This is a genomic window from Novosphingobium sp., from assembly GCF_040398825.1.
Taxonomy (GTDB): Bacteria; Pseudomonadota; Alphaproteobacteria; order Sphingomonadales; family Sphingomonadaceae; genus Novosphingobium.
The window spans coordinates 36015-51949 of the sequence record NZ_JBBATI010000025.1; the positions used below are offsets into that span (position 1 = coordinate 36015).

The window sequence follows — 15935 nt, forward strand, 5'->3', positions numbered from 1 at the left end:
AAACACCATGGCCGAACTCGTTATCCGCAGGGGCCTGTCTGAGCCCGATACCTCTGGCACTTTCGTTCCACACAAACCGCAGCGGCCCGAAAAGGCCGAAGGCGGGCGGCCGTTCAAAGTCGTGTCGGAATACCAGCCGGCGGGCGATCAGCCGACCGCGATTGCCGATCTGGTTGCCGCCGCGCGCGATGGCGAACGCACCCAGGTGCTGCTGGGCGTGACCGGGTCGGGCAAGACCTTTACCATGGCCAAAGTGATCGAGGAATTGCAGCGCCCCGCGCTGATCCTGGCGCCCAACAAGATCCTGGCCGCGCAGCTCTATGGCGAATTCAAAAGCTTTTTCCCCGACAACGCGGTCGAATTTTTCGTGTCGTACTACGACTATTACCAGCCAGAGGCCTACGTTCCGCGCTCCGACACCTACATCGAAAAAGAAAGCTCGGTGAACGAGGCGATCGATCGCATGCGCCATTCGGCTACGCGGTCGCTGCTCGAACGCGACGATGTGATCATCGTCGCCTCGGTTTCGTGCATCTACGGCATCGGCTCGGTCGAGACGTATTCGGCGATGATTTTTGACCTGAAAAAAGGCGATAGCGTCGACAGCCGCGACATCATCCGCAAACTGGTCGCGCTGCAATACAAGCGCAACGATCTTGCCTTTGCCCGCGGCACCTTCCGCGTACGCGGCGATTCGATCGAAATTTTCCCCTCGCACTACGAAGACACCGCCTGGCGCATCAGCTTTTTTGGCGACGATGTGGAGGACATCGCCGAATTTGATCCGTTGACCGGCAAGGCCGGCGCCCGGCTCGAAAAAGTGCGCGTCTATGCCAATTCGCACTATGTCACCCCCGGCCCGACGATGAAGCAGGCCGCCGATGCAATCCGCTTCGAACTGACCGAACGGCTCAAGGAACTGGAAGCAGAGGGCAAATTGCTCGAAGCGCAGCGGCTCGAACAGCGCACCAATTTCGATCTGGAAATGATCGCCGCCACCGGATCATGCGCGGGGATCGAAAACTACAGTCGTTTCCTCACCGGGCGCCTGCCGGGCGAACCGCCGCCGACGTTGTTCGAATATCTGCCGGAAAACGCGCTGCTGTTTCTCGATGAAAGCCACCAGACCGTCCCGCAAGTCAGCGCGATGGCGCGCGGCGACCACCGCCGCAAGATGACGCTGGCCGAATACGGCTTTCGCCTGCCCAGTTGCATCGACAACCGTCCGTTGCGGTTCAACGAATGGGATGCGATGCGCCCGCAAACCGTGGCGGTATCGGCCACGCCCAGCACCTGGGAAATGGAACAGGCCGGCGGCGTGTTCGCCGAACAAGTCATTCGCCCAACCGGGCTGATCGACCCGCCGGTGCTGATCCGCCCGGTCGAAGACCAGGTGCAGGATTGCATCAACGAATGCCGCAAAGTGGCCGACGCCGGTTATCGCACGCTGGTCACCACGCTGACCAAGCGCATGTCCGAAGACCTGACCGAATTCATGCACGAGGCCGGCTTGCGCGTGCGCTACATGCATTCCGATGTCGAAACGCTGGAACGCATCGAACTGATCCGCGATCTGCGGCTCGGCGTCTATGACGTGCTGGTCGGCATCAACCTGCTGCGCGAAGGGCTGGATATCCCCGAATGCGGCCTGGTGTGCATCCTCGATGCCGACAAGGAGGGCTTTTTGCGCAGCGAAACCAGCCTGATCCAGACCATCGGCCGCGCCGCGCGCAATATCGATGGCCGGGTGATCCTCTATGCCGACCGCATGACCGGATCGATGGAACGCGCAATTGCCGAAACCGACCGCCGCCGCACAAAGCAACAGGCCTATAACGTCGAACACGACATCACCCCGACGTCGATCAGGCGCGGCATTGCCGACATCATCGCCGATACCGCCAGCCGCGACGGCGTGATCATCGATATCGAGGACGATGGCCGCAACAATCTGGTTGGCCACAACTTGCGCGGATACATCGAGGATCTGGAAAAGCGCATGCGCGCCGCCGCTGCCGATCTGGAATTTGAAGAGGCCGGGCGGCTGCGCGATGAAATCCGCCGGCTGGTATCGACCGAACTCGGACTGCCCGACCCCGATCGCAAGGCGCCCATCGTCGGCCGCAGCGATGCCGGCAAGCCTGGCACGCGCAAAACCCGGTTCAGCAAAAAACAGGCGAAGTGGGGCAAATAACCCGGACTTGCGGCCACCCGCGATCAATGCCTATAGCCTTGGGCGTGAGGATTTTGCCCCTGTTTCGCCATTCTATCGCGGTCGCCGCGCTGATCGTGCTGTCCGCCTGTTCGCAGGCCACGCCGCTACCGCAGGCCAGCGCCGACGCGCAAAGCGATGACGGCCCGCTGGATGCGCGCCGTGTCACGCTGCCCCCCGTCGATCCGCTGCCCGCGCCCCAGTTACCCACTAACGCCGATGGCAAGGCGGTTTGGGCCCTGGACGGTGACACTGCCCGTTTCGGCGTCCCGGGCGCCGGCGCGATGCTGACGCTGTCCTGCACCGCCGGCCGGCTGCTGATCACCCGGCCGATCGCCGCCGAACTGGGCGCGGGCGCGCTGTTCGCGATCGAAGGACAACACCGCATCGTGCGCATACCGGTGGACGCAACCGCCGTGCCGGGCCAGCGCGGCTATGTCTGGCAGGGCAGTCTGGATGGCGCCGACGCCGATACCGACGTGTTCACCGGGCCGTTCACCGGTACCCTGCCCGGCGGCGGGCTGATCAAGGTCAGCGCCGGCGAACCGCCCCGCGACGTGGTGAAACGCTGCCACAACGCCAAGCCGTGATAGCTTAAGCCATTTTGAAATTTCAGAATCTTAGCTGGAAAATCACGCCTTTTTCAAAAAACACATCCGCTCACAATTTGCCAAACTTCGCCTCATAAGCGGCGGTATCACCACCGCACAGCAACGCGGCCTGTTCAATCCACCCATCCTTCGCCGGGCGCCCGGCAAACGCCCCCAACTGTGGGTCGATCGCGGACAGATCGGCCTCGGTCCACGCAGCAATCTGCGCATAATGCGTGATCCCCAGATCATTCAGCAGCCGGCTCAACTTCGGCCCAACACCCTTGATCCGCGTCAGATCATCGCCGGTGGCATCCACCACCACCGGCTCGGCAATCACCGGCGGCACGATCGCCGCCGCCGGCGCGGCGTCGATCAGCGCGGAATTTCTTTGCGCCGGCCCCGCCCCTTCGGACAGGACATCGTGATAATCGCGGCGCAGCGCCGGGCGCCGCCGCCGCGACAGCACCAGCCAGATCAGGCCGATCACGACCAGCGCAATGCCCGCCGCCAGCATGCTGTTTGCTTCGATCCACGCCATCATCGTCGTCCAACCCTTTTCATGCCGGTTGTTTGCGCAACAGCACGCGGTCTTCCGGCCCGAACCCGAACCGCCAGATAATCATGCAATAGACCGTGACAATCGCCGGAATGCCAAACAGCAGTTCAGCCCATTCGGGCAAGAGATGCGCCAGCGCGCCAACCAGCGCCGCCGGTATCGCCGCAAACACCAGACCCCAGCGCCAATTGTTGATGGATGCGCCGACAATCCGTGACAACAGGATCGATTTGACCAACGAGCTGACCCCCAGCGTCAGCGCCATCGCCAGCGCCGCCAGCGCCGCCTGCCAAACCGCGGGCAAACCAAAATGCTGCCCCGCCAGAATAAAGCCCAGCGTCAAAGTTCCCTGCACCACGATCGTGGCCAGGCTGATCCACAAATTGCGCATGCGTGCCACATAGATCAGTGCCGCCTCGCTCACCACGCCGGTCGCGGCGACAACTTCGGCCACCAGCAGAAACACCAATGCCATGGTGCCCTGCACAAAGGCCGGCCCGCCCAGCCCCATCAGCCCGGCGCCGGGGATGGCCAGCGCCAGCGCAATGCCGGTCTGCGCTGCAGTGATCCAGAACCCCACCTGGCACACTTGTGCGGCAATCGCGGCCATGTTGCCGGTGCGCACATTGCGCGTGATCACCGGCCCCAGCACCGGTTCAAAACTGGTCTTCAGCTTTTGTGGCAACGACGCAAACTGCTGCGCAAAGAAATAGATCCCCAGCGCCTCATTGCCGATGAAAAAGCGCAGGATGAACACATCGATCTTGCGCGTGCCCCACTCCACCGCATCGGCGCCGGCCAGCGGCATGTTGCGCAGTGCCAGCCGCAACAGCGCCAGCGGGCGCGGGCGCCAGCGCCGGGGCAGGCCATAGGCGCGCACCAGCGCGACCAGCGCCACCGCCGTCGCCGCCGCGACCGAGGCCAGGTAGGCCAGCGCCAGCCCGCCTTCGGGATAGACAAAATAGGCCAGCCCCGCTGTGATCGACAGCGTCCACGGTTCCACCACCGCGCGCGCGCGCACCGTGGTCGCAATGTCAAAGCGGAATGCCAGCGCCGCCAGCGCAATATCGCCCACCGCCATTGTCCACACCGCCAGCACCAGCAGCCGTTCGGCCAGGCTGAAATTGCCGCGCGGATACATCGATTGCGGAAACCACCAGATCAGCAGCGACATCGCCCCCGCCAGCAGCGTGGTCACCAGCAGGGCATCAGCCACGGCATGGGTGGCCGCGTCGGGATCATAGACTTCGCCCAGGCTTTGCTTGCGCCCGGACCAGCCGGTTTCATCCAGCCGCTGTGCCAGGCCACGCGTCTGCCCAAGCGTCGCCAGCAACCCGGCAAATTCGACCATCACCAGCGCCGAAGCCAGCCGCCCCATCGCGCTGGCGCCGTACAGCCGGCTGGCAATGAACAGAAACGGCACCCTGGCGATCAGGCGCACCAGAAATCCCATGATATTGGTACGGCCACCTTTGGCCAACGCGGCAATGTCGCCATCATCGCCATTGTCGGTATGGTGGTCTGCGCCCGGCGCAAACGCGGTTCCGCCTGCCACAATCGGCACGGTCACGTCGTTCACACCGGCAATCGCCTTAGCCAAGCCCGGGTTCCCCCATCATATCAGTCTGCCGCCCGGTGACTGTACGCATTGTGGCCTGATCCAACTCTGAACGCAACGGTCGCGCCAGCAGCGCTTCGGCCACGGCCATGACCGGCACGGTTCCCGATACCAGCGCGGCGACGGCATCGCCAATCGGCATGGCAATGCCGCGCGCGCGCGCCAGGTCGGCCAGCACCGGCGCGGTATGCGCGCCTTCGGCAACAGTATGGCATTCCGCCAATACGGCCGCCGCACTGGCACCCTGCCCCAGTGCCATGCCCAGTGCAAAATTGCGGCTGCCCGGCGAATTGCAGGTCAGCACCAGATCGCCCAGCCCCGACAGCCCGGTCAGCGTTTCGGCATCGGCCCCGCACGCCAGTCCAAAGCGCACCATTTCGGCATAACCCCGGCTGATCAATGCCGCGCGCGCATTCTGCCCCAGCCCCAGCCCTTCAACCACGCCGCAGGCCACCGCCAGCACGTTTTTGACCGCGCCGCCGATTTCGGCGCCGATCACGTCCTGCGAAAAATACGGGCGAAACGCCGGTCGCGCCAACAGCGGCGCCAGCCGCTGCCACTGGTCCTGCCCCCCGCTGCACGCCAGCGTCGCCGCGGTGGGCAATCCGGCGGCCACTTCGTGCGCAAAGGTCGGCCCCGACAGCACCGCGATCTGCGCGCGCGGGTGCGCCTGGCGCGCCACATCCACCATCAGCCGGCCGCTGCCAGCCTCGATCCCCTTGGCGCACAACACCAGATCGCCCGCAAAATCGGGCAACTGCGTCAGCACAGCACCGGCGGCCTGCGCCGGGGTGACCAGCAGCAGCACGCCCAGCCCGGCCAATTCGCCCAGATCATTGGTCGCCACCACGCCCGGATGCAGCGCCACCCCCGGCAAATAGCGCAGATTGGCGCGAGTCTGGTTGATTTCCTGCGCCAGACCGGGCGACCGTGCCCACAGCCTGACCGCGTGATTCCCGTCACTGGCCAGCAATTGCGCCAGCGCCGTACCCCACGCGCCCGCACCGATGACACCAACGCCGGTCACGCCTTCACCCCTGCGCGCTTTTGTTGGCGCGGGTTCATGCCTTCACCCCTGCGCCGCGCACCGGCGCGGCGTTGGCATCCAGCGGCCAGCGCGGGCGGGCCGCCACATCCAGCGGGTCAAACAGCCCCAGCGCATAACGCTCCGCCCCGGCCCAGCCGATCATCGCGGCGTTGTCGGTGCACAGCGGCAGCGGCGGCGCCACCAGCCGCAATCCGGCATCATCTGCCACCGCCTGCAACGCGCCGCGCAACGCCTGGTTGGCCGCCACGCCGCCGGCCACCACCAATGCGCTGACCGGCCCCGACAAACGCAGGGCCACGCGCAGACGATCCAGCACACAGTCAATCGCTGCCTGCTGAAACGCCGCAGCCAGATCGGCCGGATCATGCAGCCCGGTTTCGTGCGCGCGCATCACCGCACTTTTCAGCCCGGCAAACGAAAAGTGCGGCTCTGCGCTGCCCAGCAGCGGCCGTGGCAGCGGCACCGCGCGCGCATTGCCATCACGCGCCATCCGCTCCACCGCCGGCCCGCCGGGATAGCCCAACCCCAGGATCTTGGCCGTCTTGTCAAACGCTTCGCCCAGCGCATCGTCGATCGTGGTGGCAATCCGGCGATAATCGCCCAACGCCCGCACTTCCAGAATCTGGCAATGCCCGCCCGACACCAGCAGCAACAGATAGGGATAGACCAGCGTCGGGTCGGCCAGCCGCGGCGACAGCGCATGGCCCTCCAGATGGTTGACCGCGATCAGCGGCTTGCCGGCCGCCATCGCCAATGCCTTGCCCGTGACCAGCCCGACCATCACCCCGCCGATCAACCCCGGCCCGGCGGTGGCGGCAATCGCGTCGATCGCCTCCAGCGTGATCCCGGCATCGTGCAGCGTGGCCGCGACCATCGGCGCCAGCACTTCGACATGCGCGCGCGCGGCAATTTCGGGCACGACCCCACCGTAAGGCCGGTGCGCCGCATCCTGCGATGCAATGCGCTGCGCCACCACGCGCGCGCCATACGTCGCGCCGAGGCCGTCGATCACCGCCACCGCGGTTTCATCGCACGAAGATTCAATGCCGAGGATCAATGCCATGGGGAGCTTTCCCTTAGAGATAATCGCATATACAGCAAGCGGTGCATGACTGATCCGACCACGCCCCCGTCGCCCGAAACCGCAAGCCCTGCAATTTTGCGGCTCGGTACCCGCCAATCCCCGCTGGCCATGGCCCAGGCCGAAGAAACCCGCGCACGGCTGTGTGCGGCGCATGGCTGGCCCGAAAGCGCAGTCGAACTCGTGCCGGTGATCGCCAGTGGCGATCGCATTCTCGATCGCCCGCTGGCCGAAATCGGCGGCAAAGCGCTGTGGACCAAAGAACTGGATGTGTGGCTGGCCGATGGCACCATCGACGCCGCGGTGCATTCGATGAAAGATGTTGAAACCGTCCGCCCCGCCACGCTGACAATCACTGCCGTACTGCCGCGCGCCGATGTGCGCGATACGCTGATCGGCGCCGACAGCATTGCCACGATTCCTGCCGGCGCACGCGTCGGCACCAGCGCGCCGCGCCGCGCCGCGCAAATGCTCCACACCCGCCCCGATCTGACCGTGGTGTCGTTTCGCGGCAATGTCGCAACGCGGCTGGGCCGGCTGGAACGCGGTGAGGCCGATGTCACGCTGCTCGCCGCCGCCGGGCTGGACCGGCTGGGGGTGGCCGATGTGGGCACGCCATTGGATGCCGCCACCTGGCTGCCGGCGCCGGCGCAGGGCGCGATCGGCATCGAATGCCTGGCCGCGCGCGACGATGTCATCGCGCTGTTTGCCGCGATCGACCACGCCCCCAGCCATGCCGCGATTCGCGCTGAACGCGCGCTGCTGGCCGGGCTGGGCGGCACCTGCCACAGCCCGATCGCGGTGCTGACCCGGCACGACGGCGATACGCTGCATCTTATCGCCGCGCTCTACAGCCCCGATGGCACCGACCGGGTGACCGGTGAAATCACCGTGCCTGTCGGCGCGCCGGAACAGGCGACCACACTGGCGCATCAACTGCTGGCCGATGCCCCCGCCGCGATCACCCGGCATTTCCAGAGCGTCGGATAAGCCCTGCGCGATGCGCCCGGTGCTGGTGCTGCGCCCGGAACCGGGCAACACCGCAACCTGCCGCGCCGCGCATGCGCTGGGCCTGGATGCCCTTGCCGCCCCGCTGTTCGCCTATGCCGCGGCAGAATGGCAGATCGACGCCACAACGCGCTGGGACGGGGTGCTCGTCGGCAGCGCGGCGGTGTTTGCGCATGGCGGCCGTGGGCTTGATGGCTTGCGCGCCATTCCTGCCCATGTCGTCGGGCCGGCGACCGCGCGCGCCGCGCGTGACGCCGGATTCACCGTAGCCACCACCGGCAGCGGCGGATTGCAGATGGTCGTCGCGGCGCTGCCCCCCGGCCACTATCTGCGGCTGGCGGGCGCCGCGCATGTCCCGCTGCAACCACCGCCTGGCGTGACCATTCATGATGTGGTGGTCTATGCCGCACAGGCCCAGCCACTGGCGCCGGACATGGCCGCGCTGCTGCAGCAAGGCCCGGCGCTGGTGCTGCTCCATTCGGCAGAGGCTGCGCGCCATTGGTGCGGCCAGTGCGATCGCCATGGTCTGGCCCGGAACCGAATCGCACTGGCCTGCCTGGCCCCGCGAATCGCGGCTGCCGCAGGCGCCGGCTGGCAGGCGATTGCCATCGCCGAAAATCCCGATGATCAAGCACTGCTTTCCTTGGCCCGGCAAATGTGTCAGACCCTGTGACCTTCGGGACACAACAAAGCGAAAAAGCACGCATGCAGGACACGACAATCAATCCACCGGTCGATCTACGTCCGCTGCGACGTTCCGGCCGGCGTGGATTGGCGGTGGTCATGGCCACGCTCGTGTTGATCGGGCTGGTGGCGGGCGCATGGTTCGGCTGGCACACTGGCTGGCTGCACAAATCGCTGCCCGCCCTGCTGTCGCCACCCGCGCCAACCACCCCGGTTGCGGCACCGACCGCCGCGACCGCCACCATCGTCGCGCAGGGCAATCTGATCGCCACCAATGCCGCACTTGCCGATGCCACCGCGCGGCTGTCCGCGCTGCAACAGCGGCTGGCCGAATTGAACCAGCAGGCCGTCGCCGCATCCGGGCAGGCCACCCGTGCCGAAGCGCTGCTGGTGGCGCTGGCCGCACGCCGCGCGGTCGACCGCGGCCAGCCACTGGGCTATCTGGAAACCGCGCTGCGCGTGCGGTTTGGTGACAGCCAGCCGACCGCCGTCGACCAGATCGTCGCCGCCGCGCAAAAACCGGTGACCATCGGCGGCTTGACCGAACAGTTCATCATGCTGCAACCGCGCCTCACCGCCGGCCCGGCCAGCGAGGGCAGCTGGGACTGGATGTCGCGCCAGATCGCCGGCATGTTCGTCATCCGCCACGATGACATGCCATCGCCCGCCCCGGAAAGCCGGATGACCCGCGCGCGCATCGCGCTGGCCGGGCAACGCGTCGATCTGGCGATTGCCGAAGTGGAACGGATGCCGGGCAAGGACGCGGCAACCGACTGGCTGGCGCACGCGCGCGACTGGCTGGCCACGCAGCACGCGCTCGATCAGCTGGAAAGCACCGCGCTGGCAACGCCAACAGTTGCACCGATCACCCCGCCGGCGACCGTGCAGGCAGCACCACCTGCCGCCACCACAACCACGCCGGTGCCCGCGCGCTGAAAACGCGCGCTGCGGTTCAGCCCTGCAGCAGCGCAGGCAGCTTTCCCCGCATGCCGCGCGCCTCGTCCATGAAAAACCGTTTGAGCAAAGGGCTGCGCTGCACCCCGGCCATGCCGATCCGCCGCGCCGCCGATGGCAACCGTCCGGAAATGCCGAACAGCCGCGTCAACACGTCGGTCGCGCCGGCCACCATGATGCTGTCCAGCGCACGCCAGCGTTCATACCGCGTCAACAATTGCGCATCGCCCGGGTCCAGCCCCTTGCGCATCCCGTCACCCAGCACCTCAACCAGCGCCGCCACATCGCGCAGGCCCAGGTTCAGGCCCTGCCCGGCGATCGGATGCATGCCATGCGCGGCATCGCCCACCAGCACCAGCCGCTGTTCGGCCACTTTGGCAGTGTGATGGAAATCCAGCGGCCACGATGACCGCGGTGATGCCAGCGTCAGCGCGCCAAACATCCCGCCCATGCGTTGCGAAACTTCGGCCAGAAACGCCGCATCGGGCAATGCCAGCACACCCGCCGCGTCGTTTTCGGCCACCGTCCACACCAGCGCGCTGCGATGACGGCCCGCGTCATCATCCAGCAGCGGCAACAACGCGAACGGACCAGCCGGATAGAAAATTTCCCAGGCCACATTGTCGTGCGACCGTTCGTGGATCAGCCCGGCGATCACCGCGCGGTGGTGATAACTCCACCGCGCCGGGGTAAAGCCGGCTTCATCGCGCGTGGGCGACCGGCGTCCCTCGGCCGCGACCAGCAGGCGGCCATTGATGACCGTGCCGGTGTCGAGCGTGATCACCACGCCATGCGCATCGCGGTGGCGCTGCACCACATTGGCGCGCGGCAGATAGGTAATCAGGCTTTCACGCGCAGCGGTCTGGTACATCACCAGCCGCAGATCGCGGTTGGCAAACATCCGGCCCAGCGATCCTTCGCCTTCATCGGGGCGGAAATCGATGCGCCCTGGCTTCATCGCATCGGTCACCGCAATCGCCGCGATCGGGCAGCCGCGCGGCTCCAGCTCTGCCGCCATGGCCAGGTTGGTATAAAGGTTCCAGCTGGCGGTCGAAATGGCCGAGGCACGGCCATCAAAACCCTCGGCCGTCTGCGTCCCCGGGTCGGAATTGTCGACCACCACGCTGGCAATGCCTTCGCGCGCCAGCCCGATCGCCAGGGTCATGCCAACCAGGCCACCGCCCAGGATGACCACATCGGCGGCGATCGGCACCGGCCCCAGCGACCCGGTCACTGGCCGGCTCCGCAAGTGGTGCCCGGCCCGGCATCCAGGTCCAGACAGCGCCCGTCAAACGTGTCCGCCGGCAGTTTCAGCCCGATCCATGCCGCCAGGCTGGGTGCGATGTCCACCGTTTCCACCGGGCTGGCCTGTTCAAACGGGGTCATCCCCTTGCGCCAGAACAGCATCGGCACGCGCCGGTCATAATCCCACGGGCTGCCATGCGTTGCCACATAGCCTGGCGCCGGGACCGGCATCGCCATCACCCCGCGCTTCAGCAGCGTGACAAAATCGCCCGACACCGGCGCATAATACGATGCGCGCGCACGCTGGATCAGCGTCCAGGTTTCGGGCGATCCGCCGGGCATCGGCGTCGCCGCCAGTTCCGCCGCCGAAAACACCGCAGCCACTTGCGGCCGGGCCAGCAGATCGGCGCGGGCGGCAGCGATGGCCGCCGCCTTTTGATCGGCGGTCAGGTTGGTGCGCACCCACACATCGCCCGATGGCCCTTCGGCCAGGAACAGCCCGGCGGGATCAAGCCCCAGGCCTGCGCCCACGCGTTCGGACAAGGCCTTGGGCAGCAGCGCGGCATCGGCGCGCTGGGCCTGCGGTGCGGCCTGTTCACGCTGGCGTTCGGGCAGGTCAAACCCGCCATGATCGGCGGTCAGCACCACGCCATAATCAATCCCGCGCGCATCCAGCCCGGCGAAAAAGCTGCCGAGCGCGGCGTCGATCTGGTGCAACTGGATGCACATTTCGGCGCCTTGCGTGCCATAACCATGGCCGATGTAATCGGTCGCCGACAGGCTGATCGCCAGCACATCGGGGGTCGGCCCGCGCCCCAGCTTGTCCGCATCGACCAGCCGCGTCGCCAGTTCCAGCACCGCGCGATCCAGCCGGGGCGACACGCGAAAGCCATTGCCATTGCCCGGTTCCAGCGCAAAGCGCCCGGTGCCAACCGTCACCGCGCCCGCAGTAATGGCGTGATCGTGCGCGGCGCAAGACTCGGGCAGATCCAGCCCGGGCGCGCCGCTGGCCAGCACCGCGGTGATCGCCGCGTTCTGTTCAATCACCGGAGGCGTCGGCGTCGCGCCCTCCAGCGTGACAAAGCCTTTGCCCTTCCACCAGTACACTTCATCGATGCGGTGCCCGCCCATCATCAATGCCGCGCGATCCTTGCCCGACACCGCAACATTGCGGCTGGTCGGCCAGGCCGCCTTGACCCGTTCGCCCAGCGTCGGCACCTTCAGATGCGCGACCGAGGCAACGTAGTCGCCGGGCACGGCCGCGGTCCGGGTTTCATCCTCTGCGCAATAGACCGCCTTGCCGGCGCGCGCGACCGACTGATCGAACCAGGTGTTGGCAATGATCCCGGTGTGTGCCGGCCGCATCCCGGTCAGAATGGTGGAATGGCCTGGGCAGGTTTCGGTCGCGGCATGCGACTGATACCCGGCGGGAAACACGCCGCCGCTGGCCAGCCGGGCAAACCCGCCGGTAAACTGCGACCGGTACTCTGCAAACAGATCGGCCGAAAACTGATCGATGGCGATCGCGATCACCAGCTTTGGCGCATTCGGGGCGGGCGCAGCGGACGCAGGCATAACAGCCACCGGCGCCTTTGCATGATCCCGCGCCAGCGCGGCCGGGGCCAGCGGCAGGGTCAAACCGGTCAGCAACAGCATGGCCTTGTGGGCAAAGCGCATGGTTCTTGGTGCTCCTTGGCAGCCCGGTCCCGCGGTCAGGCTGGACTCGGATCAACGGGGTCAGTATCTGTGCCGCTGATGGCCTTCCCGGGCGCGCGGTGCAAGGGGGCCTGCACCATTGTCACGCCGCATCGGATTTTCCCCATTCATATCAACCGACACCCGGCCAGAATCGCGCTGCCCGCAACCCTGCGCCTGTTCGCCGCGCGGACGGTTGCCCTGGTTGCGGTGCTGATCACGCTGGTGCTGGGCGGGCAGGTCATGGCCGAAAGCCTGTCCCCCGGCCAACCGACACATATTCACGCCAGCCTGGCTGCCGAACACGCCGGGGCGCCGGGCGAAACCGTGACGCTGGCGCTGGTCATGCAGCCCGCCCGCGACTGGCACGGCTATTGGTCAAATCCCGGTGATGCCGGGCTGCCCCCCACGCTCGACTGGACCCTGCCCAAGGGGGCAGCGACCGGCCCGATGCAGTTTCCGGTGCCACAGACACTGCTGGTCGCGGGGCTGATGAACCACGTCTACGAGCACGATTTCGCGCTCCTGATCCCGTTCACGCTGCCGCGCGATGCGGCCCCCGGCAGCAATTTGCCAATCAGCGCAAAGGCGCAATGGCTGGCCTGCACCGCCGCGATCTGCGTGCCCGAAGAGGCCACGCTGTCCGCCACTGTCACGGTTGCTGCGCCGGGTGCGGCCGCGCCGGCCGATCCCCGATTTGCCGCCTGGCGCGCCGCACTGCCCGCCGCGCTGGACCAGCCGGCACGGTTTGCGGTGACCGCGACCGGATACCGCCTGTCGATCCCCTTTCCCGCCACCACGGCAATCACCGACCCGCACGTGTTCATCGCCGATGATGGCGTCATCGACTACGCCGCGCCGCAGCGGTTCGCGCGCGCGGGTGACAGCCTGATCATCGATCTGGCCAAATCGAAAAGCCCCGCACCACAGCCCGCCTCCACACTGTCGGGCGTGCTGGCGCTGGGCCACGATGGCGATGGCAAGGATCGCGGCGGCATCACCTTTGCCGCACAGCCCGGGACGGTCGCCGCGGGCGGCACGCCGATTGCCGGCAATGGCGGCACGCCCGTGGCCTTTTCGTGGGCGCTGCTGGGGTTTTCGGTGCTGGGCGCGCTGGCGGGCGGGTTGGTGCTGAATGTCATGCCTTGCGTATTCCCGATCCTCAGTCTCAAGGCGCTGGCGCTGGCACGCGGCAACAGCCAGCACGCGCATGTTGAGGCGCTGGCCTATACCGCCGGGGTCATGCTGGCATGCCTTGCGCTGGGCGGGGTCATGCTGGGCTTGCGCGCCGCCGGCAGCGAAGTCGGCTGGGCGTTCCAGTTGCAGGACCCCGGCGTGGTCGCGGTGCTGCTGCTGCTGGCCATGGCGATTACTGCCAATTTTGCCGGATTGTACGAATTGCCGGGCCTGTCGCTGTCGGGAGGCGCACCTGGCAAGGGCGGCGCCTGGGGCGCATTTGGCACCGGATTGCTGGCGGCGTTTGTGGCCACACCCTGCACCGGGCCGTTCATGGCAGCCGCGATGGGCGCGGCGCTGGTGCTGCCGGTATGGGCAGCGCTGGCGGTGTTTGGCGCGCTGGGGCTGGGGCTGGCACTACCGTTTCTGGCGATCGGGTTCATCCCGGCGCTGCGTCGGGTCCTGCCGCGCCCGGGCGCGTGGATGGTATGGTTTCGCCGGGCGATGGCGGTGCCAATGGGGCTGACCGTGCTGGCGCTGGCCTGGCTGGCGTGGCGGCTGGGTGGCAATACATATGCGGCGGCGGCAATCGCGCTGGCGGTGGCGATGCTGCTGTTGCTGGGCCTGGCCGGGCGCGGGCAGCACGCGGGGCGCAGCGTTGCCACGTGGCTGGCACCTGCGCTGGTGGTGGTCGCGGTCGTGGCCGGGGCGGGCGCGCCACGGCTGGCCAATGCCGAACGCCACGATGATGCCAGCCTGATCGGCGCGACGCCGTTCAGCCAGGCCGCGCTGGATGCCGCACGCGCCGCGCGACGGCCGGTGTTTGCCTATTTCACCGCCGATTGGTGCCTGTCGTGCAAGGTCAACGAAAACGTCTCGATCGAAACCGCCGCCACCGCCGCCGCCTTTAAAAAAGCGGGGGTGGTGGTGCTGGTGGGCGACTGGACCCGGCGTGACCCTGCGATCACACGTTTTCTGACCAGCGCCGGCGCCGCCGGGGTGCCGCTGTACTTGTGGTACCCCGCCGGGGGTGAGCCGCAGAAACTGGCGCAGGTGATGACGCCATCAACACTGGCCGACCTCGCCGCGAAGTAAAACCAAGTCGCGCATGGCGCGACTTGGTATCATCCACCGCGTTACAGCGACTGGCCGTCATCCACGCTGATGTGCGCGCCGGTGACATAGGCCGACGCGTCCGAGGCGAAAAACAACATCGGATCATCCAGCGCAGTGATCGGTGTCAGCCGCCGGCGCGGCCAGCCGGCCACCTGCTGCTGCCCGCCCTCGGTGGCGAACCAGTCGGCATCGATTTCGGTCAGGATATAGCCTGGCTGCACGGTGTTGACGTTGATCCCCTGGCGCGCCCATTCGCGCGCCAGCTGCCGGCCCAGATGCACCACTGCCGCCTTGCTGGCGGCATAGGCGCTGTCACCCTGCCCGGTCATTTCGGCGGTGATCGACCCGGTCAGCACGATCCGCCCGCGCCCGGTCGCTTTGCTGCCCGCGGTAATCATCCGCCGCGCCCCTTCGCGCGCAGTCAGGTACACCGCGGTAAAATTGGTGTCGATCACCCGCCGCACCTGGTCAGCGGTCAGATCGATCGCACGCCCCGCTTCGGCAATCCCGGCATTGGCCAGCACCGTATCGACCGTGCCGAAATGCGCCTCTGCCGCGTCATAGGCGGCGATGATCGATGCTTCGTCGGTCACGTCCAGCGCCACCGGCAGCGCGCTTGCCCCGATCTGTTCCGCCAGCGCAGCAATCCGGTCCACCCGCCGCGCGCCCAGCACGACCTTTGCCCCCGCCGCGGCAAACACCTGCGCCAGATGCGCGCCAATCCCCGAACTGGCCCCGGTGATCAGGGCAATCCGCCCGGCAAGCGCATAACGTGGGGTTTCCATCGGCCATCCTGTCGCGTCGTTCATTTCGCCGGTGTGTTAACGAGCGGCGATAGTTTGGCAACGGCGCAATCCTGTTGCTGTCAGCCCGGACAAAAAAAGGGGGGTTGGCGCATGCGCCAACCCCCTTGAAAGGTTTGGGAGAGGATGCCTGAAAAGGCCCGACC

At 66.9% G+C, this 15935-nt stretch carries 13 protein-coding genes; 6 read left to right on the forward strand and 7 right to left on the reverse strand.

Going from position 1 to position 15935, the window contains the following annotated elements; genetic code table 11:
• Positions 1 to 7: 7 nt before the first annotated feature.
• The gene (uvrB, locus tag ABWP89_RS12775) at positions 8 to 2194 is read left to right on the forward strand and encodes an excinuclease ABC subunit UvrB (protein WP_353229709.1); all 2187 of its coding nucleotides are present in this window, start codon (positions 8 to 10) and stop codon (positions 2192 to 2194) included.
• Between the two features lie 44 nt (positions 2195 to 2238).
• On the forward strand, positions 2239 to 2802 hold the full coding sequence (locus ABWP89_RS12780) for a hypothetical protein (protein WP_353229711.1): 564 nt from the start codon (positions 2239 to 2241) through the stop codon (positions 2800 to 2802).
• 70 nt (positions 2803 to 2872) lie between these two features.
• On the opposite strand, the gene ABWP89_RS12785 is transcribed toward ABWP89_RS12780, so the two are convergent.
• From ABWP89_RS12785 to tsaD, 4 genes are all read right to left on the reverse strand, one after another.
• Positions 2873 to 3346 (reverse strand): helix-hairpin-helix domain-containing protein, encoded by a 474-nt coding sequence (locus ABWP89_RS12785; protein WP_353229712.1) that lies wholly within the window; start codon positions 3344 to 3346, stop codon positions 2873 to 2875.
• A 16-nt stretch (positions 3347 to 3362) separates the two neighbouring features.
• Positions 3363 to 4814: a lipopolysaccharide biosynthesis protein gene (locus tag ABWP89_RS12790; RefSeq protein WP_353229737.1), complete on the reverse strand. Its 1452-nt coding sequence runs from the start codon at positions 4812 to 4814 to the stop codon at positions 3363 to 3365.
• 139 nt (positions 4815 to 4953) lie between these two features.
• Positions 4954 to 6006 (reverse strand): NAD(P)H-dependent glycerol-3-phosphate dehydrogenase, encoded by a 1053-nt coding sequence (locus ABWP89_RS12795; protein WP_353229713.1) that lies wholly within the window; start codon positions 6004 to 6006, stop codon positions 4954 to 4956.
• Between the two features lie 34 nt (positions 6007 to 6040).
• Positions 6041 to 7090 carry a tRNA (adenosine(37)-N6)-threonylcarbamoyltransferase complex transferase subunit TsaD gene (gene tsaD, locus ABWP89_RS12800; protein WP_353229714.1) on the reverse strand — a complete coding sequence of 350 codons (1050 nt, stop codon included), beginning with the start codon at positions 7088 to 7090 and terminating at the stop codon, positions 6041 to 6043.
• A 45-nt stretch (positions 7091 to 7135) separates the two neighbouring features.
• Here tsaD and hemC point away from each other — a divergent pair, with 45 nt between their 5' ends.
• The 3 genes from hemC to ABWP89_RS12815 are packed head-to-tail and all read left to right on the forward strand — an operon-like array spanning position 7136 to position 9736.
• Positions 7136 to 8098 (forward strand): hydroxymethylbilane synthase, encoded by a 963-nt coding sequence (hemC, locus tag ABWP89_RS12805; RefSeq protein WP_353229715.1) that lies wholly within the window; start codon positions 7136 to 7138, stop codon positions 8096 to 8098.
• Positions 8099 to 8108: 10 nt separating this feature from the next.
• Positions 8109 to 8789: a uroporphyrinogen-III synthase gene (locus ABWP89_RS12810; RefSeq protein ID WP_353229716.1), complete on the forward strand. Its 681-nt coding sequence runs from the start codon at positions 8109 to 8111 to the stop codon at positions 8787 to 8789.
• 32 nt (positions 8790 to 8821) lie between these two features.
• Positions 8822 to 9736 (forward strand): hypothetical protein, encoded by a 915-nt coding sequence (locus ABWP89_RS12815; protein WP_353229717.1) that lies wholly within the window; start codon positions 8822 to 8824, stop codon positions 9734 to 9736.
• Between the two features lie 16 nt (positions 9737 to 9752).
• Here ABWP89_RS12815 and ABWP89_RS12820 read toward each other — a convergent pair whose 3' ends face one another.
• The gene (locus tag ABWP89_RS12820; RefSeq protein ID WP_502915284.1) at positions 9753 to 10919 is read right to left on the reverse strand and encodes an FAD-dependent monooxygenase; all 1167 of its coding nucleotides are present in this window, start codon (positions 10917 to 10919) and stop codon (positions 9753 to 9755) included.
• Positions 10920 to 10984: 65 nt separating this feature from the next.
• The gene (locus ABWP89_RS12825) at positions 10985 to 12676 is read right to left on the reverse strand and encodes an alkaline phosphatase family protein (RefSeq protein ID WP_502915283.1); all 1692 of its coding nucleotides are present in this window, start codon (positions 12674 to 12676) and stop codon (positions 10985 to 10987) included.
• Positions 12677 to 12937: 261 nt separating this feature from the next.
• Between ABWP89_RS12825 and ABWP89_RS12830 the strand changes: the two genes are divergently transcribed.
• Complete coding sequence (locus tag ABWP89_RS12830; RefSeq protein ID WP_502915285.1) at positions 12938 to 14965, forward strand: protein-disulfide reductase DsbD family protein; 2028 nt, start codon at positions 12938 to 12940, stop codon at positions 14963 to 14965.
• 41 nt (positions 14966 to 15006) lie between these two features.
• On the opposite strand, the gene ABWP89_RS12835 is transcribed toward ABWP89_RS12830, so the two are convergent.
• Positions 15007 to 15771 carry an SDR family NAD(P)-dependent oxidoreductase gene (locus ABWP89_RS12835; RefSeq protein ID WP_353229719.1) on the reverse strand — a complete coding sequence of 255 codons (765 nt, stop codon included), beginning with the start codon at positions 15769 to 15771 and terminating at the stop codon, positions 15007 to 15009.
• Positions 15772 to 15935 lie beyond the last annotated feature (164 nt).

Excerpts from the sequence above, each read along its gene's own strand:
- ABWP89_RS12820 (WP_502915284.1), bottom strand. The coding sequence starts at position 10,919 with ATGACCCTGGCGATCGGGCTGGCGCGCGAAGGCATTGCCAGCGTGGTG.
- ABWP89_RS12815 (WP_353229717.1), top strand. The coding sequence starts at position 8,822 with ATGCAGGACACGACAATCAATCCACCGGTCGATCTACGTCCGCTGCGA.
- ABWP89_RS12825 (WP_502915283.1), bottom strand. The coding sequence starts at position 12,676 with ATGCGCTTTGCCCACAAGGCCATGCTGTTGCTGACCGGTTTGACCCTG.
- ABWP89_RS12835 (WP_353229719.1), bottom strand. The coding sequence starts at position 15,771 with ATGGAAACCCCACGTTATGCGCTTGCCGGGCGGATTGCCCTGATCACC.
- ABWP89_RS12790 (WP_353229737.1), bottom strand. The coding sequence starts at position 4,814 with ATGGGATTTCTGGTGCGCCTGATCGCCAGGGTGCCGTTTCTGTTCATT.
- tsaD (WP_353229714.1), bottom strand. The coding sequence starts at position 7,090 with ATGGCATTGATCCTCGGCATTGAATCTTCGTGCGATGAAACCGCGGTG.
- ABWP89_RS12785 (WP_353229712.1), bottom strand. The coding sequence starts at position 3,346 with ATGATGGCGTGGATCGAAGCAAACAGCATGCTGGCGGCGGGCATTGCG.
- ABWP89_RS12810 (WP_353229716.1), top strand. The coding sequence starts at position 8,109 with ATGCGCCCGGTGCTGGTGCTGCGCCCGGAACCGGGCAACACCGCAACC.
- ABWP89_RS12830 (WP_502915285.1), top strand. The coding sequence starts at position 12,938 with ATGGCCGAAAGCCTGTCCCCCGGCCAACCGACACATATTCACGCCAGC.
- hemC (WP_353229715.1), top strand. The coding sequence starts at position 7,136 with ATGACTGATCCGACCACGCCCCCGTCGCCCGAAACCGCAAGCCCTGCA.
- uvrB (WP_353229709.1), top strand. The coding sequence starts at position 8 with ATGGCCGAACTCGTTATCCGCAGGGGCCTGTCTGAGCCCGATACCTCT.